Annotated in this window: 17 protein-coding genes and 3 tRNA genes; 17 read left to right on the top strand and 3 right to left on the bottom strand. The window is 73.5% G+C overall.

Features of this window, described 5'->3' with window-relative positions; genetic code table 11:
- Positions 1 to 5: 5 nt before the first annotated feature.
- The 6 genes from ilvN (at position 6) to cimA (ending at position 8,518) form a co-directional block, all read left to right on the top strand.
- On the top strand, positions 6 to 530 hold the full coding sequence (gene ilvN, locus HNR12_RS10000; RefSeq protein ID WP_179767231.1) for an acetolactate synthase small subunit: 525 nt from the start codon (positions 6 to 8) through the stop codon (positions 528 to 530).
- 144 nt (positions 531 to 674) lie between these two features.
- Positions 675 to 1,670, top strand: coding sequence for a ketol-acid reductoisomerase (gene ilvC, locus HNR12_RS09995; RefSeq protein WP_179767230.1), 996 nt, complete (start codon positions 675 to 677; stop codon positions 1,668 to 1,670).
- A gap of 259 nt (positions 1,671 to 1,929) precedes the next feature.
- Positions 1,930 to 3,516, top strand: coding sequence for a phosphoglycerate dehydrogenase (gene serA, locus HNR12_RS09990; protein WP_179767229.1), 1,587 nt, complete (start codon positions 1,930 to 1,932; stop codon positions 3,514 to 3,516).
- Between the two features lie 705 nt (positions 3,517 to 4,221).
- The gene (locus HNR12_RS09985; protein WP_179767228.1) at positions 4,222 to 5,289 is read left to right on the top strand and encodes a 3-isopropylmalate dehydrogenase; all 1,068 of its coding nucleotides are present in this window, start codon (positions 4,222 to 4,224) and stop codon (positions 5,287 to 5,289) included.
- Between the two features lie 248 nt (positions 5,290 to 5,537).
- Complete coding sequence (locus HNR12_RS09980) at positions 5,538 to 6,656, top strand: branched-chain amino acid aminotransferase (protein ID WP_179767227.1); 1,119 nt, start codon at positions 5,538 to 5,540, stop codon at positions 6,654 to 6,656.
- 266 nt (positions 6,657 to 6,922) lie between these two features.
- The gene (cimA, locus tag HNR12_RS09975) at positions 6,923 to 8,518 is read left to right on the top strand and encodes a citramalate synthase (RefSeq protein ID WP_179767226.1); all 1,596 of its coding nucleotides are present in this window, start codon (positions 6,923 to 6,925) and stop codon (positions 8,516 to 8,518) included.
- Positions 8,519 to 8,596: 78 nt separating this feature from the next.
- Here cimA and HNR12_RS09970 read toward each other — a convergent pair whose 3' ends face one another.
- Entirely contained in the window at positions 8,597 to 9,547 is a 951-nt protein-coding gene (locus HNR12_RS09970) for a DUF3152 domain-containing protein (RefSeq protein WP_246425046.1), read from the bottom strand.
- A 251-nt stretch (positions 9,548 to 9,798) separates the two neighbouring features.
- Between HNR12_RS09970 and HNR12_RS09965 the strand changes: the two genes are divergently transcribed.
- From HNR12_RS09965 to HNR12_RS09945, 5 genes are all read left to right on the top strand, one after another.
- The gene (locus HNR12_RS09965) at positions 9,799 to 10,599 is read left to right on the top strand and encodes a fumarylacetoacetate hydrolase family protein (RefSeq protein WP_179767225.1); all 801 of its coding nucleotides are present in this window, start codon (positions 9,799 to 9,801) and stop codon (positions 10,597 to 10,599) included.
- 71 nt (positions 10,600 to 10,670) lie between these two features.
- Entirely contained in the window at positions 10,671 to 12,128 is a 1,458-nt protein-coding gene (gene gltX / locus HNR12_RS09960; protein WP_179767224.1) for a glutamate--tRNA ligase, read from the top strand.
- A gap of 171 nt (positions 12,129 to 12,299) precedes the next feature.
- Positions 12,300 to 12,374, top strand: a tRNA-Gln gene (locus tag HNR12_RS09955).
- 66 nt (positions 12,375 to 12,440) lie between these two features.
- Positions 12,441 to 12,513 (top strand) — tRNA-Glu (locus HNR12_RS09950).
- A 159-nt stretch (positions 12,514 to 12,672) separates the two neighbouring features.
- A tRNA-Glu gene (locus HNR12_RS09945) sits at positions 12,673 to 12,748 on the top strand.
- A 49-nt stretch (positions 12,749 to 12,797) separates the two neighbouring features.
- On the opposite strand, the gene HNR12_RS09940 is transcribed toward HNR12_RS09945, so the two are convergent.
- Positions 12,798 to 13,463, bottom strand: coding sequence for a MerR family transcriptional regulator (locus HNR12_RS09940; protein WP_179767223.1), 666 nt, complete (start codon positions 13,461 to 13,463; stop codon positions 12,798 to 12,800).
- A gap of 168 nt (positions 13,464 to 13,631) precedes the next feature.
- Here HNR12_RS09940 and HNR12_RS09935 point away from each other — a divergent pair, with 168 nt between their 5' ends.
- The 3 genes from HNR12_RS09935 to HNR12_RS09925 all read left to right on the top strand — a co-directional run bounded on the left by HNR12_RS09935 (position 13,632) and on the right by HNR12_RS09925 (position 16,325).
- Complete coding sequence (locus HNR12_RS09935) at positions 13,632 to 14,177, top strand: monooxygenase family protein (protein WP_179767222.1); 546 nt, start codon at positions 13,632 to 13,634, stop codon at positions 14,175 to 14,177.
- Positions 14,174 to 14,989 (top strand): SGNH/GDSL hydrolase family protein, encoded by an 816-nt coding sequence (locus HNR12_RS09930; RefSeq protein ID WP_179767221.1) that lies wholly within the window; start codon positions 14,174 to 14,176, stop codon positions 14,987 to 14,989. The genes HNR12_RS09935 and HNR12_RS09930 overlap by 4 nt, the downstream gene beginning before the upstream one ends.
- Before the next feature lie 151 nt (positions 14,990 to 15,140).
- Positions 15,141 to 16,325, top strand: a complete 1,185-nt coding sequence (locus HNR12_RS09925; RefSeq protein ID WP_179767220.1) for a PQQ-dependent sugar dehydrogenase — start codon at positions 15,141 to 15,143, stop codon at positions 16,323 to 16,325.
- A gap of 21 nt (positions 16,326 to 16,346) precedes the next feature.
- On the opposite strand, the gene HNR12_RS09920 is transcribed toward HNR12_RS09925, so the two are convergent.
- Positions 16,347 to 17,036 carry an IclR family transcriptional regulator gene (locus HNR12_RS09920; RefSeq protein WP_274614033.1) on the bottom strand — a complete coding sequence of 230 codons (690 nt, stop codon included), beginning with the start codon at positions 17,034 to 17,036 and terminating at the stop codon, positions 16,347 to 16,349.
- A 215-nt stretch (positions 17,037 to 17,251) separates the two neighbouring features.
- Here HNR12_RS09920 and leuC point away from each other — a divergent pair, with 215 nt between their 5' ends.
- Genes leuC through HNR12_RS29890 form a run of 3 tightly spaced genes read left to right on the top strand, consistent with a single transcriptional unit; the run spans position 17,252 to position 19,496 of the window.
- Positions 17,252 to 18,649 carry a 3-isopropylmalate dehydratase large subunit gene (gene leuC / locus HNR12_RS09915; protein ID WP_179767218.1) on the top strand — a complete coding sequence of 466 codons (1,398 nt, stop codon included), beginning with the start codon at positions 17,252 to 17,254 and terminating at the stop codon, positions 18,647 to 18,649.
- 38 nt (positions 18,650 to 18,687) lie between these two features.
- Positions 18,688 to 19,278 carry a 3-isopropylmalate dehydratase small subunit gene (leuD, locus tag HNR12_RS09910; RefSeq protein WP_179767217.1) on the top strand — a complete coding sequence of 197 codons (591 nt, stop codon included), beginning with the start codon at positions 18,688 to 18,690 and terminating at the stop codon, positions 19,276 to 19,278.
- On the top strand, positions 19,257 to 19,496 hold the full coding sequence (locus HNR12_RS29890; protein WP_449337973.1) for an SCO5555 family protein: 240 nt from the start codon (positions 19,257 to 19,259) through the stop codon (positions 19,494 to 19,496). The genes leuD and HNR12_RS29890 overlap by 22 nt, the downstream gene beginning before the upstream one ends.
- Positions 19,497 to 19,544 lie beyond the last annotated feature (48 nt).

Genomic DNA, 19,544 nt, shown 5'->3' with positions numbered 1-19,544 from the left:
TCCCCATGACCCAGCACACCCTGTCGGTCCTCGTGGAAGACACCCCCGGTATCCTCGCCCGGACATCGGCGCTGTTCTCGCGGCGCGGGTTCAACATCCACTCGCTCAGCGTCAGCACCACCGAGTACGAGGGCCTGTCCCGCATGACGATCGTGGTCAACTGCGACCGCCACCCTTTGGAGCAGGTGACCAAGCAGCTCAACAAGCTCGTGAACGTCATCAAGATCGTCGAGATGGACAACGACGCCTCGGTCCGCAGGGAACTCCTGCTGGCCAAGGTCAAGGCCGACGCCGGCAACCGGGCCGCCGTCATCCAGACGGCCGAGCTGTTCCGCGCCAACATCGTCGACGTCGGGCCCGACGTGGTGGTCGTCGAGGCCACCGGTCGGCCCGAGAAGCTCGACGCGCTGGTGCGCAACCTCGAACCGTTCGGCATCAAGGAACTGGTGAAGTCCGGCCTCGTCGCCCTGGGCCGCGGCCCCAGGTCGATCACCGACCGCTCACTGCGCGCGGTAGAGCGCAGCGCGTGAGCCCCGCCCGGCCCGGCCGGCGCCCATGAGGCCCGGCCGCCGGGCGCGACCCGCACACCCCGGTGCCGACTCCCGGCCGCGCGCCGCCCCCCGGCGCGGCGGCACCGACCACACACGCCAACCACACACAAGGAGCAAGCCGAAGTGGCAGCAGAGATGTACTACGACGACGCCGCCGACCTGAGCGTCATCCAGGGGCGCAAGGTCGCCGTGATCGGTTACGGCAGCCAGGGGCACGCGCACGCGCTGTCGCTGCGGGACTCCGGCGTGGACGTGCGCGTCGGCCTCGCCGAGGGCTCGGCCAGCCGCGCTAAGGCCGAGGAGGCGGGCCTGCGGGTGGTCACCCCCGCCGAGGCCGCCCAGGAGGCCGACCTCATCATGGTGCTGGTCCCCGACCACATCCACCGCGACCTCTACGCCAACGAGATCGCGCCCCACCTCAAGGACGGCGACGCGCTGTTCTTCGGCCACGGGTTCAGCATCCGCTACGACCTGGTGCAGCCGCCGGCCAACGTCGACGTCGCCATGGTCGCCCCCAAGGGCCCCGGCCACCTGGTGCGCCGCCAGTTCGAGGAGGGCCGCGGCGTGCCGGTCCTGGTCGCCGTGGAGCAGGACGCCTCCGGGTCGGCCTGGGAGCTGGCGCTGTCCTACGCCAAGGGCATCGGCGGCACCCGCGCGGGCGCGCTGAAGACCACCTTCAAGGAGGAGACCGAGACCGACCTGTTCGGCGAGCAGACCGTCCTGTGCGGCGGTCTGGCCGAGCTGATCAAGGCCGGGTTCTCCACCCTCACCGAGGCCGGCTACCAGCCCGAGGTCGCCTACTTCGAGTGCCTGCACGAGGTCAAGCTGATCGTCGACCTCATGTACGAGGGCGGCATCTCAAAGATGAACTGGTCGGTGTCGGACAACGCCGAGTACGGCGGCTACACCCGCGGTCCGCGCATCGTCACCGAGGAGACCCGCGAGGAGATGCGCCGGGTGCTGGCGGAGATCCAGGACGGCTCCTACGCGCGCGAGCTGGTGGCCGAGTTCGACGCCGGGCGGCCGAACTTCCTCAAGCGCCGTGAGGCCGAGCAGAACGAGCCGATCGAGAAGGTGGGCGCCGAGCTGCGCCCGCTGATGAGCTGGCTGCAGGGCTAGGCGCCTTGCGGCGGGCGGGCCGGCGCGCGCCGGCCCGCCCGCCGCGCCGTCCGGCCGTCCACCCGCACGGCCGGGCGGCCCCGCGCGGACGGGCCTTCTCCCCGGGTCAGGTGGACCCCTTTCCGCGTGGGATCCCCACCGGCGCACTAGACTTTTCGTGGCCGTCACAACCCGAACTCAGCCCAACGCGCCCCGCGCGTGGGGACAAGGACCAGCCGCGAACGCGCGGCCACGCCGCAACCCGTCAAAGGAACCAGCTGTGCCTAAGCCCTCCGTTCTCGTCGCGGAAGAACTCTCCCCCGCCGGTCTCGCCCTGCTGGAGGGCGACTTCGAGGTCCGCCACGCCAACGGCGCCGACCGCGCCGAGCTGCTGCCGGCCCTCGCCGACGTCGACGCCCTGATCGTGCGCAGCGCCACGCGGGTCGACGCCGAGGCGCTGGCCGCCGCGCCGCGGCTGAAGGTGGTGGCCCGGGCCGGCGTGGGTCTGGACAACGTTGACGTCGAGGCGGCCACCAAGGCCGGCGTGCTCGTGGTCAACGCCCCGACCTCCAACATCGTCAGCGCCGCCGAGCAGGCCATCAACCTCCTGCTGGCCTCGGCCCGCAACACCGCGCCCGCGCACAACGCCCTGATCAACGGCGAGTGGAAGCGCTCCAAGTACACCGGCGTCGAGATCTACGACAAGACGGTCGGGATCGTCGGCCTGGGCCGCATCGGCGCCCTGGTGGCCCAGCGGCTCTCGGCCTTCGGCACCCACATCATCGCCTACGACCCCTTCGTGCAGCCGGCCCGCGCCGCGCAGATCGGCGTCGAGATGGTCACCCTCGACGAACTGCTGGAGCGCAGCGACTTCATCACCATCCACCTGCCCAAGAACAAGGACACCGTCGGGCTCATCGGCGACGAGGCGCTGGCCAAGGTCAAGCCGCACGTGCGCATCATCAACGCCGCGCGCGGCGGCATCCTCGACGAGGCCGCGCTCTACCGCGCGCTCAAGGAGGGCCGGGTCGGCGGCGCGGGCATCGACGTGTGGGCCAAGGAGCCCTGCACCGACAGCCCGCTGTTTGAGTTCGAGAACGTGGTCGTGGCCCCGCACCTGGGCGCCAGCACCGCCGAGGCCCAGGAGAAGGCCGGCACGCAGGTGGCGCGCTCGGTCAAGCTCGCGCTGTCGGGCGAGTTCGTGCCCGACGCCGTCAACGTCCAGGGCGGCGCGGTCGCCGAGGACGTCAAGCCGGGCCTGCCCCTCACCGAGAAGCTGGGCCGCATCTTCACCGCGCTGGCGCGCGGGGTGGCCGACCGCATCGACATCGAGGTCCGCGGCGAGATCGCGGCCCACGACGTCAAGGTGATCGAGCTGGCGGCCCTCAAGGGCGTGTTCGGCGACGTGGTCGAAGAGGCCGTGACCTTCGTCAACGCCCCGCTGCTGGCCAAGGAGCGCGGCGTCGAGGTCAACCTGGTCACCAGCGACGACCACTCCGACTGGCGCAACCTCATCACCGTGCGCGGCCTGATGCCCGACGGCCAGCGGGTGTCGGTCTCGGGCACGCTGACCGGCCCCCGCCAGGCCGAGAAGCTGGTCGAGATCAACGGCTACAGCATGGAGATCCCGATCAGCGCGCACATGGCGTTCCTGTCCTACGACGACCGCCCCGGCATCGTCGGCACGGTCGGCGCGCTGCTGGGCGAGGCCGGGATCAACATCGCGGGCATGCAGGTCAGCCGCGACGCCGCCGGCGGCACCGCGCTGATCACGCTCACCGTCGACTCCGCGATCCCCGAGGCCACGCTGGAGTCCATCGCCACCGAGATCCGCGCGGAGCGGTCCCGCCAGGTCGATCTCGACTAGCCCCGCCGACCGCTCCCTCGGGGCGCGGCGCGGACGCCGGACAGCGGCCGGGGGCCGCCCGCACGAGCGGGCGGCCCCCGCCGGCGTCGGGCCCGCGCCGCGCGTGTCCGCCCGGCGGGACACTGGCCGGATACTCGGACGTCCGATAGTCTGGGTTCCTAGGAGTTGGGCGCGCGGTGACCACGCCGGTCCACACCGGCATCGGACCTCCACCGCCGCCCGCACGGCCCGGCCCGCCCCATACCTCGCGGCCGGACCTCCCGGCACCACCACTCGCCGGGTTCGGCGCGTGCTCCGCCTGCGCCCCCTGGGGCCGGCGGCGCCCCGCGCCGTTCCATCCAGCGCATCCACCGGCGTACCCCGGCATGTCCGGGCGCCCGCGCGGCGCGACCCGCCGCCCCTCGCGCCCGCCGTCCGGCGGCGCCCTTCGGCTGCGCGCGTGCCCGCGAGGCGAGGAGGACACCGTGTACGACACCACCACCGCTCCCGACACCGCCGACGAGGCCACCGAGGCCGTCCAGGTCGCTCTCGACCGCCGCGACAACGGCGGCCCGGCGGGGCGCTAGTCTTGTCTCACTGACCGTTTCCCCAGGTCTCACCATCTGAGACGACCCAGGCCGCGCGGAGTCCCCGCGCGGCCGGACCCCGCCGTGAGGCCGCACCGGAAACCCCGACGAGACGAGCAGATTAGAGGCTGGGCTGGTAATGGCTGCGCGCACCGTGAAGTTGGCCGTCATCCCCGGCGACGGGATCGGCCCCGAGGTGGTGGCCGAGGGCCTCAAGGTCCTCTCCGCCGTCGCCTCCGGGCACGACCTCGCCTTCGACACCACCGAGTACGAGCTGGGCGCCCGCCGGTGGCACGCCACCGGCGAGACCCTGCCCGACTCCGTCGAGGCGGAGCTGCGGGGGCACGAGGCCGTCTTCCTCGGCGCGGTGGGCGACCCCAGCGTGCCCAGCGGCGTGCTGGAGCGCGGCCTGCTGCTGCGGCTGCGGTTCGCGTTCTCCCACTACGTCAACCTGCGCCCGGTCCGCCTCTACCCCGGCGTCACCACCCCGCTCGCCGACGTCGCGCCCGAGGACATCGACATGCTCGTGGTGCGCGAGGGCACCGAGGGCCCTTACGCCGGCATGGGCGGGGTGCTGCGCAAGGGCACCCCCCACGAGATCGCCACCCAGGACAGCGTCAACACCCGCTTCGGCGTGGAGCGCGTCGTGCGCTACGCCTTCGCCGCGGCCGCGCGCCGCCCGCGCCGCAAACTCACGCTGGTGCACAAGGACAACGTGCTCAGCTACGCCGGCGAGCTGTGGCAGCGCGTCGTGCGCGAGGTGGGCGCGGAGTTCCCCGAGGTCTCCGTCGACTACCTGCACGTCGACGCCGCCACCATGTTTTTCGTGTCCCAGCCGCAGCGCTTCGACGTCGTGGTCACCGACAACCTGTTCGGCGACATCATCACCGACCTCGGCGCGGCGATCGCCGGCGGCATCGGGCTGGCCGCCAGCGGCAACATCAACCCCGAGAACGACTTCCCCAGCATGTTCGAGCCGGTGCACGGCTCGGCCCCCGACATCGCCGGCCAGGGCAAGGCCGACCCCACGGCCACCGTCCTGTCCTCGGCGATCATGCTCGACCACCTCGGGCTGAGCGGGGCCGCGCGCGCCATCGAGCGCGCCGTGGCCGAGGACCTGCTGGCCCGCGCGAAGGACGGCCTCAGCGAGCGCTCCACCGCCCAGATCGGCGACGCCATCGCCGAGCGAGTAGCCGGGCAGGGCTGACGCCGCCGACCGGCGCCTCAGCCCTGCTGGTCGCAAATCGGCGCGGCTGAGGCGGACACACGGATCTCCAGGTGCAGCGGGCGTGCCGATTCACGGCGCGCCCGCTGCGCGCTGCGCGCCCCCGCGCGGCGGCCCTCCGGCCGCCCGCAACGGTGGGTGTGCGGCGGTATGGCCGCGGGTGCGTTGTTTCCGTCACACTGGAAGCCGGGTCGGCGCTGCCGGCCCGATGTACGGAGAGGACCTGACCCATGAACAACGGCACCACCACAAGCGGGTTGACGTTCGACGTCCAGCTCTCGGCTCAGCGGAGGACCCCGCAGGAGCGCGCGCAGCTGCTGGACAACCCCGGGTTCGGCAACGTGTTCACCGACCACATGGTCACCATCGCCTATGAGGAGGGCAAGGGCTGGTACGACGCCCGTCTGGAGCCCTACGGCCCCCTCACCCTCGACCCCGCCACGGCGGCCCTGCACTACGCCCAGGAGATCTTCGAGGGCCTGAAGGCCTACCGCCACCCCGGCGGCGAGGTCGCCTGCTTCCGGCCCGACGCCAACGCCGCGCGGTTCAACCGCAGCGCGCGGCGCATGGCAATGCCCGAACTGCCCGAGGAGCTGTTCCTCGGCGCCATCGAGACCCTGCTGGCCGCCGACGCCGACTGGATCCCCACCCAGCCCAACAGCAGCCTCTACCTGCGCCCGTTCATGTTCGCCACCGACGTCGGCCTCGGCGTCAACAACCCCTCGCGCAGCTACCGGTTCGTCCTGATCGCCTCTCCGTCCGGCCCCTACTTCTCCGGGGGCGTCAAGCCCGTCACCGTGTGGCTGAGCGAGGACTACACCCGCGCCGCACCCGGGGGCACCGGCGAGGCCAAGTTCGCGGGCAACTACGCCGCCAGCTTCCTCGCCCAGGCCCAGGCCGTCGACCAGGGCTGCGACCAGGTGGTGTGGCTCGACGCCGTCGAGCACCGCTGGGTCGAGGAGATGGGCGGCATGAACCTGTTCTTCGTCTTCGGCTCCGGCGACGAGGCCCGCCTGCTCACCCCCGCGCTCACCGGCACCCTGCTGCCCGGCATCACCCGCGACTCCCTGCTCACGCTCGCGCCCGAGCTGGGGTTCGCCACCGAGGAGGGCCGCCTGTCCACCGACGAGTGGCGGCGCGCGGCCGAGTCCGGCGAGCTGACCGAGGTGTTCGCGTGCGGCACCGCGGCCGTCGTCACCCCCGTGGGCCGCGTCAAGAGCCGCACCGGGGAGTTCACCATGGGCGACGGCGGCCCCGGCCCCGTCACCATGGGCCTGCGCGAGGAGCTGGTGGCGCTGCAGTACGGCACCCGCCCCGACACCCACGGCTGGGTGCGCACCTTCGGCTGACACGCGGGGGCGGGCGCGCCGGGGCCCCGGCGCGCCCGCGGTCGGCGTCTCACGCAGTGAGACTTCTGCCCGGCGGACCCGGATCGGCGCCCCGGCATGTGGCAGACTGGCCTACGTGCCGTCTCAGGTCATCATTATCGTGAGGCGCGCTGGCTGAAACCGGACCTCGCCAGCGCGCTGACCTCTCGTGTCCACGAGGGGTCTTTTTTGTTGGCGGCGGGGCCCGCACCACGAGAGCACACCGATCCGCGGGAGTTCGAGAACCCATGCCTGACGACAGTTTCCACGTCTTCGACACCACGCTGCGCGACGGGGCCCAGCGCGAGGGCATCAACCTCACCGTCGCCGACAAGCTGGCCATCGCCAAGCTCCTCGACGAGTTCGGGGTGGCGTTCATCGAGGGCGGCTGGCCGGGGGCGAACCCCAAGGACACCGAGTTCTTCCAGCGCGCCGCCGCCGAGCTGGACCTGCGCCACGCGCGGCTGTCGGCCTTCGGCTCCACCCGGCGGGCGGGGGTGCGCGCCGAGGAGGACCCCCAGGTCCTGGCGCTGCGCGACTCCGGCGCGCCGGTGGTCACCCTGGTGGCCAAGAGCGACATCCGGCACGTGGAGCGGGCGCTGCGCACCACCGGCGAGGAGAACCTGGCGATGGTCGCCGACACCGTCGCCTTCCTGCGCGGCAGCGGCCGGCGGGTGTTCCTCGACTGCGAGCACTTCTTCGACGGCTACCGGCACGACCCCGCCTATGCGCTGAGCGTGGTGCGCGCCGCCGCCGAGGCGGGCGCCGACGTGGTCGTGCTGTGCGACACCAACGGCGGCATGCTGCCCGCCGACATCACCCGCGTCGTGACCGAGGTCCGCGAGGCCACGGGCGCGCGGCTGGGCATCCACGCCCAGGACGACTCCGGCTGCGCGGTGGCCAACACGCTGGCGGCCGTGGACGCCGGCGCCACGCACGTGCAGTGCACGGCCAACGGCTACGGGGAGCGCGTGGGCAACGCCAACCTCTTCTCGGTGGTGGCGGCCCTGGAGCTCAAGCAGGGCCGCGACGTCCTGCCCGAGGGCTGCCTCAGCCAGATGACGCGGGTGTCGCAGGCCATCGCCGAGATCGTCAACATCGCGCCCAGCACCCACCAGCCCTACGTCGGGGTGTCGGCGTTCGCCCACAAGGCCGGCCTGCACGCCTCGGCGATCAAGGTCGACCCCGACCTCTACCAGCACCTGGACCCGGTGCTGGTGGGCAACGACATGCGCATGCTGGTGTCGGACATGGCCGGGCGCGCCTCGATCGAGCTGAAGGCCAAGGAGCTGGGTCTGGACCTGTCCGGAGACCGCGAGCTGGCGGGCCGCGTGGTCGAGCGGGTCAAGAGCATGGAGCTGGCGGGCTACAGCTTCGAGGCGGCCGACGCGTCGCTGGAGCTGCTGCTGCGCGAGGAGCTGGGCCGGCCGGTGCGCTACTTCGACACCGAGTCCTGGCGGGTCATCGCCGAGCGGCGCGCGGTGGGGCGCGCGGACGAGTCGGCCGTCAGCGAGGCCACGGTCAAGCTGCACGTCAAGGGCGAGCGGGTGATCGCCACCGGCGAGGGCAACGGCCCGGTCAACGCGCTGGACCGGGCGCTGCGCTCGGCCATGGAGGGCGTCTACACCGCCCTGGGCGGGCTGGAGCTGACCGACTACAAGGTCCGCATCCTGGAGGGGGCCTCGGGCACCGCCGCGGTCACCCGGATCCTGGTGACCTTCAGCGACGGCCGGGGGGAGTGGACCACGGTGGGCGTGGGCGAGAACGTCATCGAGGCGTCCTGGATCGCTTTGGAGCAGGCCGTCACCTACGGTCTGCTGCGGCAGGGCTACCCGCAGGACTGATCACGCGGGCCTGCCGGGCGCCGCGCGACCGCGCGGCGCCCGGCAAACCGCCGGGGCCGGGCGGGGCCGGGCGGACGCTCAGGGGTGCACCCACCCGTTGGGCTCGCAGCCCTGGAGGCCGAACGTCTGCTGCTGCATCACCGGCGCGGGCTCCCCGCGGCCGGGGCAGTTCACGTGGCCGTGGCCCAGCGCGTGGCCGACCTCGTGGTTGATGACGTAGACGCGGTAGGTCTCCAGGTCGCCGTCGAAGTGCTCGACCCCCGACACCCACCGGTTCTGGTTGATGATCGCCCGCCCGCCGGTGGTGCAGGAGACCCGGCCCAGCGTCTGCAGCGGCGCGCACATGCGGTCCACGGTCTCGGGCGCGGCCAGGGCCACCCGGAAGTCCACCGGCCCGGAGTCCACGCGCTGCACGGACATCGCGTCCTCGCCGCGCCAGCTGCGCTCGTCGGCGAGGATCTGCTCCACGGCCGCGGCGAAGTCCTCCGGCTCGCCGGGCAGGCCCTTCTCGACCTCCACGATGTAGCGGGTCAGCGGCCCCTCGCCGGCGGGCTCGCTTTGGCCGGGCACCACCTCCAGGTCGCCGCTGCCGGAGGTCACCTCCTCCTCCACCGAGCGCAGCAGGGCGGGCAGCCCGGCTGCTTCGCCGTCGCCGTCGCCGCCCTCGCGGCCGCCCTCGGGCCGGTCCTCCTCGGCGGTGTCGCCCCCGCCGTCGCGCCCGGCCGCCCCGGGCCCATCGCCCCCGCCGTCCGTGCCGCCGTCCGCGTCGCCGCCGCCGGGGCCCTCGGCCTGGGGCGCGGCGGCGTCGGCGGAGCCCGGCCGGTCGCCTCCGGCGCCGTCGGCGCCGGCGGGCGGCGGACTCGCCGTGGCGCCGGCGGCGCCGGAGGCGAGGTCGGGCGCCTGCCGGTCCAGGACGAGCAGCCCGGTGCCGGCCGCGATGACGGCGAGCCCCAGCACCAGTTCCAGGACGTAGGTGCGCCGCCGCCGGGCGCGGCGGGCGCGTGCGGCGGCGGGGGATGGATGCGACAAGCCGGCGGCCTCTCCTGGCTCGGATGGTCGGGAACGCCCACAGCATCGCAGAAACGGAACGCATCCGGTGCACCTTCTCGGGTGTCCGAAACGTGCGTGCCGTCACGGGCCGTCCCGATCCGGGCCACCCGGTCGGCCGGGCCGCCCCGGCCCGCGGCCGCGGCGGGCCGGGGCGGGGCGGCCCGCCCCCGCACCGGCTCGGTACGCTGGTCGGCGGAGCACCACCGGCTATGAACAGGCAGGCTGCAGACGTGCGCATCGCAAGATTCTCCGTGAACGACGAGGTGGCCTACGGCCTGGTCGACACCGACCAGGACAGCGGCCAGGACTACGTCTCCCGGATCAGCGGGCACCCCCTGATGGGCCAGTTCCAGCTCACCGGCGAGCGCGCCAAGGTCGAGGACGTCCGGCTGCTCTCGCCGGTGCTGCCCAGCAAGGTCGTGTGCATCGGCAAGAACTACGCCGACCACGTCGCCGAGATGAGCGGTATCACCGGTCCCAGCACCGAGGAGCCCGTGGTCTTCCTCAAGCCCTCGACCTCGGTGGCCGGGCCCGGCGACCCGGTGTTCTACCCGCCGGTCTCCCAGCGCGTGGACTTCGAGGGCGAGCTGGCGATCGTGATCGCCCGCCCCTGCCGCGAGGTCCCCCGCGAGCGCGCCAAGGACGTGATCTTCGGCTACACGGTGGCCAACGACGTCACGGCCCGCGACCTCCAGCAGACCGACAAGCAGTGGACCCGCGCCAAGGGCTTCGACTCCTTCTGCCCGATCGGCCCCTGGATCGAGACCGGGCTGTCGCTGGAGGAGGCCGGCGACCTCCGCCTCACCACCACGGTCGACGGCGAGGTCCGCCAGGACGGCCGCACCTCGCAGTTCATCCACGACATCCCCGCGGTGATCTCCTACGTCACCTCGTTCATGACCCTGCTGCCCGGCGACGTCCTGCTCACCGGCACCCCGGCCGGCGTCGGACCCGTCCAGACCGGCCAGGAGATGACCGTGACGGTCGAGAAGGTCGGCTCCCTGACCAACCGCGTCGTGCCCCGCGACTGAGCCGCCGCGCCCCGGCCCGGCCCCGCGCGCGCCGGGACCGGCCCGCGGCGTGCGCCGATAGGCTTGGGCGTGTGACTGAGACTCCGATCCGCGTGCGCTTCGCGCCGTCTCCCACTGGCATGTTCCACGTCGGCGGCGCGCGGTCCGCGCTCTTCAACTGGGCACTGGCCCTCCAGCAGGCCGACGGCAGGTTCGTGCTGCGCATCGAGGACACCGACGCGGCGCGCAACCGGCCGGAGTGGACGGACGGCATCATCCGCGCGCTGGCGTGGCTGGGGATCAGCGCCGACGACCCCCACTTCGAGGGGCCGTACTTCCAGTCGGCCTACGCCGGCAAGCACCGCGAGACCGCCGAGCGGCTCTACAAGGACGGCCGGGCCTACTACTGCGACTGCACCCGCGAGCAGGTGCAGGAGCGGCGCGGCAACCCCCACCTGGGCTACGACGGCTTCTGCCGCGACCGCGGGCTGGAGCCCGGCCCGGGACGGGCGCTGCGGTTCCGCGTGCCCGAGGGCGGGCCGACCGTGGTGGACGACCGCGTCCGCGGCCGGGTGGAGTTCGAGCACAGCGCCATCGAGGACTTCGTGATCGCCCGCGCCGACGGCTCGCCGCTGTTCGTGCTGGCCAACGTGGTCGACGACGTCGAGATGGGCGTCAACACCGTCGTGCGGGGCGAGGAGCACCTGTCCAACACCCCCAAGCAGCAGCTGCTGTGGGAGGCGCTGGGGCGCACCGCGCCGGTGTGGGCGCACCTGCCGGTGATCGTCAACGAGAAGCGGCAGAAGCTCTCCAAGCGCCGCGACAAGGTCGCCCTGGAGTCCTACCAGGACGAGGGGTTCCTGGCCGAGGCCATGGTGAACTACCTCATGCTGCTGGGGTGGGGCCCCGGCGAGGACCGCGAGATCATGCCCTTCGCCGACATGGTCCCGCTGTTCCGGCTGGAGGACGTCAACAGCTCCAGCGCCTTCTTCGACGAGAAGAAACTGCGCGCGTTCAACGGCGAGTACATCCGGGCGCTGGACCCTGCGGAGTTCGTCGAGCGCTGCCGCCCCTGGCTGACCGGCGAGTCCGCGCCCTGGCCCGCCGACCACTTCGACGAGGCGGCCTTCCGGGCCGTGGCGCCGCTGGCGCAGAGCCGGGTGGCCGTGCTCGGCGAGATCGTGCCCAACGTCGACTTCCTGTTCCTGGACGAGCCCGCCGAGGACGACAGGAGCTGGGCCAAGGCCATGAAGCCCGACACCGCCGTGCCCATGCTTGAGGCCGCCCTGGAGCGGCTGGCCGACCCCGCCCTGGAGTGGGCGGCCGAGCCGCTGAAGGCCGAGGTCGAGGCCGCCGGCGCGGGGCTGGGGCTGAAGCTGGGCAAGGCGCAGGCACCGGTGCGCGTGGCCGTCACCGGGCGCACGGTGGGCCTGCCGCTGTTCGAGTCGCTGGAGGTGCTGGGGCGCGAGCGCACCCTGGGCCGGCTGCGCGCGGCCCTGGAGCGGCTGCGCGCCGAGGCGGCCGGCGCGGAGGACGCCGCTCAGGCGTGAGCGGGGCGCGGCGGGCGGCGCCGTGCGCCGCCCGCGCGGGGCTCTCGGGCCCCCGGCGGGTGTCCGCCGGGTTATCGGTTCGCGAGCACTCCGGATGTCCGCTAAAGTAATGCCTGCGCCGAGGGGGAGCGGGACCGGCGATCGGAACTCTCCGGCTCCCACCGAACGCACTGGGGTATGGTGTAATCGGCAGCACGACTGATTCTGGTTCAGTTAGTCTAGGTTCGAGTCCTGGTACCCCAGCCACGGCCTCCGGTCACGGCGGCCGGTACGAGTCGGTCACCGGCTCGATCGCCCAGGCGATCACATCAGGCCCCCGTCGTCTAGTGGCCTAGGACGCCGCCCTCTCAAGGCGGTAACGGCGGTTCGAATCCGCTCGGGGGTACGCAGCAGGGACAATGCCAGGTGAAGAGGCTTCCGCTTCGCGCGGGGGCTTTTTTGCTGGGTCGCCGGGGCGGTCACCAGCCGCCCCGGCGCTCCCGGTTCCGCCGCGATCGCGGCCGGATCACCCGATTCGGTCCGATAGGGTGGACCCACTGCACACGCCCCCGTCGTCTAGTGGCCTAGGACGCCGCCCTCTCAAGGCGGTAACGGCGGTTCGAATCCGCTCGGGGGTACCACACCGACACACGCGCAGGCCCTCATCCGCACCGATGAGGGCCTTTGCCGTTACCGGGCGCCGGGTCCCTTCCCGGTGCGCGCCGGCGCGGCGCCGAACCGCGCCGCCGACACGTCCTCCTGCGCCAGTCGGCGCAGCGCCGACAGCGACTGCTCCATCAGCGCCGACAGGCTGATCGCGTGGAGCAGCGCCTCCTCGCGCGGCGCCTCGGGGTCGATGCACGCCACGTCCAGCTCCGCCGCCTGGTGCGCCGCCGACGCGTACCCCCGAAGCATCTCGGGGGTCGCCGGGCGGCCCAGCGCCTGCATGGCCGCCAGCGCCCGCGTCAGCTGGACGCGCGCGGGGGAGTCCGGCGTGACGCGCCAGTCCAGCTCCGCCAGGAGTGCGTCGGTCTGCTCGGCCGCGCGGTCCCACGCGGGGTCGCCGGGGTGGGACTCGGGCGTGGCGCTCATCGCGAAGATCGCGGTGCCCAGGACCGTGTGGAGGTCGAGGTCGGGGTTGTCCACCGCGGCCAGCACGGCGCGGATGCGGGCCAGCGGGACCTCGGCCACCTCGACCAGGGCGCGCACCAGCCGGAGCCGCTGGAGGTGGGCCTCGGAGTAGTCGGCCTGCGTGGTGGAGACCGCCGCGCCCTTGGGCAGCAGGTCCTCCCGCAGGTAGTACTTGATGGTCGCCACGGGCACCCCGCTGCGCCTGCTCAGCTCCGATATCCGCATCCGAGAGAACCCCCTTGCCTTCCTCTGTTGGAGAGTACTACTCTCCAACGTTAGAGAGTTCAACTATCCAATGGGGTGCGCGGCGCGACCGTCCAGGAGCCGGCCGCGGCGTAAGTCCGCACCCTCCGGCCGGCGCGGCCGGACCGGCGACGTAGAGGACCGAGCACCATGCCCCAGACTCAGGTGCGCCGCACCACCACCGAGCCCCGCGAGAGCCTGACCGTCTTCCTGCTCGGCGTGCGGGTCAACGCGCTGCTGCGACCCCGCCGCTGGATGTGGATCAACCGCGCCTTCCTGGCGATGAGCTCCGAACTCCGGGCCGACCCCGCTCTGGGCCTGCTGCACGAGCGCGTGCTGCCCTCCGCGCGCGGCGTGACCGCCGTGCAGTACTGGGAGAGCACCCGGGCCCTGATGGACTACGCCCGCCGGGCCACGCACAGCGCCGCCTGGCAGCGCTACCTGCGCGAGGGCGGCGCGGGGGCCGGGGTGTGGCACGAGACCTACGAGATCGGCGCCCCGCAGTCCGAGCGCGCCGAGCAGGGGGCCGGCTACGAGGCCGTCTACCTCAACATGCCCGACCACGGCCTGGGCCGGGCGCTGGGCACGGTTCCGGTCGACCGGAGCACGCGCCGCGCCCTGGACCGCCTGGCCCGCCGCCGCACGCGCGGCGGCACCGGCGCCGGGGCGGCCGCGGCGGCACCGGACGCGCGATGAGGACCGCCCTGCTCACCGCCGCCCAGGCGCTGGTGTGGGCGGCGGCCCCCGTCCTGCTCGTGCAGGGCCGGCGGGTGCGCCGCACCGCCCTCACCCTGCCGCCGGCCCGGGGCACCCGCGGCACCGCCCCCGGCACCGGCGCGGCGGAGGGCGCCGCCGGGCCGGAGCCCCTGTGCCTGCTGGTGCTGGGCGACTCCTCGGCCGCCGGTGTGGGGGTGGACTCCCTGGCCGACGGCGTGCCCGGCCGGGTCGCCGCCGAACTGGCCGCCGCCACCGGGCGGGCCGTGGAGTGGCGCGCCGCCGCCCGCTCGGGGGCCGACTCCGCGCGGGTGGCCGGCGCGCTCCTGCCCGCCGCGGCGCGGGAGGCCGGCGCCGCCTGGCGGCCCGACCTCGTCCTGGTGGTGGTCGGGGTCAACGACATCACCCGGATGACCTCCGGTCGCGCCTTCGCCCGCAACGCCGCCGCCATCGCCGGCGGCGTGCGCGCCCGCTGGCCGCGCGCCGCCACGGCGTTCAGCGCGCTGCCTCCGCTGGAGAGGTTCCCGGCACTGCCCTGGCCGTTGCGCCCGCTGCTGGGCCTGCGCTCGCGCTACCTCGACGCCCGGCTGCGGGCGGTGCTGGCGCGGCTTCCGGGCGCCGACCACGCGGCCTTCCCGCGCTCCGCCCTGAGCGGCCCGGAGCTGTTCTCCGCCGACGGGTTCCACCCCGGCGCGGAGGGCTACCGCCGCTGGGCCGGCCACCTGGCCGCCAGGTTGCGGAATTCGCTCGACACCTCCGGCCGCGCGACCGATTCTGTCACCAGGCCGCTCTAGTGTTCCGGTGGGTGCGGACGGCACGCCACCGGAGCGGGTGGCGGACCGTCCCATCGGTGGCCGCCCGCCAGGACGGGGCGGGCGGCCCCTCCACCGCCTCTCCGCCCGCCGCCACGTTCGGCCGCGCCCCGCAGCGGGCATGCCCCCACCCATGGACCGATCCCAGCCCAGGCGTCCCCCCGCGCGCTTTCTGACCTGCGTACTCGCGATCACCGCCGTGCTCGCGGCGGGGTGCGGCGGCGGCGCGCCCGGCGGATCCGGTCCCGAGCGCACAGCCGGCGACACCCCCGGCGGCGGTGCCGCCGACGCCACCGGCCGCCTGGTCCCGCCCGGCGAGCCCGAAACCGTGGCCGGCGGCCTGGAGGTCCCGTGGGGGATCGCCGTGCTGCCCTCCGGCGGGGCGCTGGCCACCGAGCGCGGCTCCGGCCGCATCGTGCGTGTCGACGACGACGGCGGCGTCAGCGAGGTCGGCACGGTCGCGGGGGTGCGCCCCCGGGGCGAGGGCGGCCTGCTGGGCATCGCGCTGGACCCCTACGGCTCGCGGCCCGAGAAGGTCTACGTCTACTACACCGCCCGTTCCGACAACCGCATCGCGCGCATCGACCTGGAGTGGGGCGAGGACGGCCGCCTCGCGCTGGGGGAGTCGCGCGTACTGGTCGACGGCATCCCCGCCGCCGACCACCACAACGGCGGCCAGTTGGCGTTCGGCCCCGACGGCCTGCTCTACGCGGCCACGGGCGACGCCGGGCGCGCCGAGCGGGCCCAGGACACCGGCGACCTGGGCGGCAAGATCCTGCGCATGACGCCCGACGGCCGCCCCGCCGACGGCAACCCGTTCGACAACCTCGTCTACAGCTACGGCCACCGCAACGTGCAGGGCCTGGCCTGGGGGCCCGAGGACGTGCTGTTCGCAACGGAGTTCGGCCAGGACACCTACGACGAGGTCAACGTGATCGAGGCCGGCGGCAACTACGGCTGGCCCGAGGTCGAGGGCGTGGGCGGCCCCGACGCCCCCGACGACCTGGTGGACCCCGTGGTCACCTGGACCACCGAGGAGTCCTCGCCCAGTGGGGCGGCCGTGGCCGCCGGATCGCTGTGGGTGGCGGCGCTGCGCGGCGAGCGGCTGTGGCGCATGCCGCTCACCGGCCGCGCGGACGATCCGCTCGGCGAGCCCGAGGCGCTGTTCGCGGGCGACTACGGCCGGCTGCGGTCGGTGGTTCCGGCTCCGGGCGGAGACGGCCTGTGGCTGGGCACCAGCAACCGCGACGGCCGGGGCTTCCCGGCCGCCGACGACGACCGCGTGCTGCGGGTGCCGCTGGAGGAGGGCGGCGGCTGAGCGCGGCGCGGCCGGCCGCGCCTACACCGCCGCGGGGTCCTGGGCGTGCAGCGCCTCGTTGATCTTCTCGGCGGCCGAGGTGACCGCCTGGGCGTGCAGCCGCCCCGGCGTGCGGGTGAGCCGCTCGATGGGGCCCGACACCGAGATGGCGGCGATCACCCGGCCGCCGGGCCCGGCGATCGGCGCCGACACCGAGGCCACGCCCTGTTCGCGCTCGCCGACGCTCTGGGCCCAGCGGCGGCGGCGCACCGACTGCAGCGCGGTCTCGCTGAAGCGGGCGGCGGCCAGCAGCCGCCGCACCCGCGCGGGGTCCTCCCAGGCCAGCAGCACCTGGGCGGCCGAACCGGCGGTCATGGGCAGCTCGCTGCCCACCGGAACGGTGTCGCGCAGCCCGCTGGTGCGCTCGGCGGCGGCCACGCACACGCGGGAGTCGCCCTGGCGGCGGTAGAGCTGGGCGCTCTCGCCGGTGAGGTCGCGCAGCTGGGTGAGCACCGGGGTGGCGATGGCCAGCAGCCGGTCCTCGCCGGTGGCGATGGACAGCTCGCCCAGCCGGGGGCCCAGGACGAACCGGCCCTGGCTGTCGCGCGTGACCATGCGGTGGCGCTCCAGGGCGACGGCCAGGCGGTGGGCGGTGGGACGGGCCAGGCCGGTGATGCGCACGAGCTGGGCGAGGGTGGCGGGCCCCGACTCCAGGGCGTCGAGGACCGACATCGTCTTGTCGAGCACACCGACGCCGCTGGATGAGCTAGAGTTGTCCATGGCTTGATATTGCCGTCTCGCTATTTGGAATGCAAGTCGTCCGGCCCGCGCGCCCCGCGGCGCTCACCAGGCCGGGCGCGCGTGGTCGCCGCGGCGGGGGCCGATCACGGGCACGGCGGCGAGCAGCCTTCCCATGCAGTTTCACAAGACGCGAGGAGACGTGGCACATGGCTCGCACGATGGCCGAGAAGGTCTGGGAGGAGCACGTCGTCCGGCGTGCCGATGGCGAACCCGACCTGCTCTACATCGACCTGCACCTCGTCCACGAGGTCACCAGTCCGCAGGCGTTCGAGGGGCTCCGGCTGGCCGGCCGGCCCGTGCGCCGCCCGGACCTGACCATCGCGACCGAGGACCACAACGTCCCCACGGAGAACATCCTCGGCCCCATCGCCGACAAGGTCTCGCGCACCCAGATCGAGACCCTGCGCAAGAACGCCTCCGACTTCGGCGTGCGGCTGTTCCCCATGGGCGACATCGACCAGGGCATCGTCCACGTGGTGGGCCCGCAGCTCGGCCTGACCCAGCCGGGCATGACCGTCGTCTGCGGCGACAGCCACACCAGCACCCACGGCGCGTTCGGCGCGCTGGCGTTCGGGATCGGCACCAGCCAGGTCGAGCACGTGCTGGCCACCCAGACGCTGCCGATGGCGCCGTTCAAGACCATGGCGGTCACCGTCAACGGCTCGCTGCCCGAGGGCGTGACCGCCAAGGACATCATCCTGGCCGTCATCGCCCGCATCGGCACCGGCGGCGGCCAGGGCTACGTCATCGAGTACCGCGGCCAGGCCATCCGGGAGCTGTCCATGGAGGCCCGGATGACGATCTGCAACATGTCGATCGAGGCCGGCGCCCGCGCGGGCATGATCGCGCCCGACGACACCACTTTCGACTACATCAAGGGCCGCCCGCACGCGCCCCAGGGCGCCGACTGGGACGCCGCGGTGGCGCACTGGCGGAGCCTGCGCACCGACGACGACGCGGTCTTCGACACCGAGGTCGTGCTCGACGCCGCCGAGCTGAGCCCGTTCGTCACCTGGGGCACCAACCCCGGCCAGGGCGCGCCGCTGGACTCCGCGGTGCCCGACCCGGCGTCGTTCACCGACCCCACCGAGCGCGCCGCCGCCGAGAAGGCGCTGGCCTACATGGACCTGGCGCCCGGCACGCCGCTGCGCGAGGTCCGGGTCGACACCGTGTTCCTGGGCTCGTGCACCAACGGCCGCATCGAGGACCTGCGCGCCGCCGCCGAGATCATCAAGGGCCGCAAGGTGGCCGACAACGTCCGCATGCTGGTGGTACCCGGCTCCATGCGGGTCAAGGAGCAGGCCAACGCCGAGGGCCTGGGCGAGATCTTCACCGCCGCGGGCGCCGAGTGGCGCGAGGCGGGCTGCTCGATGTGCCTGGGCATGAACCCCGACCAGCTCAAGCCGGGCGAGCGCAGCGCCTCCACCTCCAACCGCAACTTCGAGGGCCGCCAGGGCAAGGGCGGGCGCACCCACCTGGTGTCGCCGCTGGTCGCCGCCGCCACCGCCGTGCGCGGCACCCTGTCCTCGCCCGCCGACCTGTAGCCCGCGCCGCACGCAGACACAAGGGACTGATAGCCGACATGGAGAAGTTCACCGTCCACACCGGCAGCGCCGTGCCGCTGCGCTACAGCAACGTGGACACCGACCAGATCATCCCCGCCGTCTACCTCAAGCGGGTGGCCCGCACCGGGTTCGAGGACGGCCTGTTCGCGGCCTGGCGCGCCAACGACCCCGAGTTCGTGCTGAACAAGCCGGAGTTCGCCGGCGGCAGCGTGCTGGTGGCCGGCCCGGACTTCGGCACCGGGTCCTCGCGCGAGCACGCGGTCTGGGCGCTCCAGGACTACGGGTTCAAGGCCGTGATCGCGCCGCGGTTCGGCGACATCTTCCGCGGCAACTCGCTCAAGGGCGGGCTGCTGACGGTCGTGGTGCCCCAGGACGTGGTCGAGCGGCTGTGGGACGCGGTCGAGGCCGATCCCGCCACCCAGGTGACCGTGGACCTGGTCGAGCGCGAGGTGCGGGCGCCGGGGATCGTGCAGCCGTTCGAACTGGACGACTACACACGGTGGCGGCTGATGGAGGGGCTGGACGACATCGCCCTCACGCTGCGCCACACCGACGACATCGACGCCTACGAGAAGCGGCGCCACGCATGGCTTCCGGTCACCCAGTAGAACCGGATTCCGCAGAATTTTACCTTGACTTGGCGCGGCGGCTGCGGGAAGCGCACCGCCGCGCCAACGCACTGCCCGACGGTGTCCGGATTCCGGTTATACGTAGGCTTTTGACGGTCACAGAGGCGGTCAAAAGGGATCCAGTGCGCGCCTCCGCTCGGCTCGACGCGATGCTCCAGGAGCTTGCTCAGCAGGCCGAAGACCCCCCGACACGCTGAATTCACGGGCGTTTGTGTTTGTGTCGGAGGCCGGGTGTCCCCTAATTT

Source organism: Streptomonospora nanhaiensis, assembly GCF_013410565.1.
GTDB classification, from domain to species: domain Bacteria; phylum Actinomycetota; class Actinomycetes; order Streptosporangiales; family Streptosporangiaceae; genus Streptomonospora; species Streptomonospora nanhaiensis.
The sequence above is the reverse complement of the archived record's forward strand: the minus strand, read 5'-3'. Positions and strand labels throughout refer to the sequence as shown.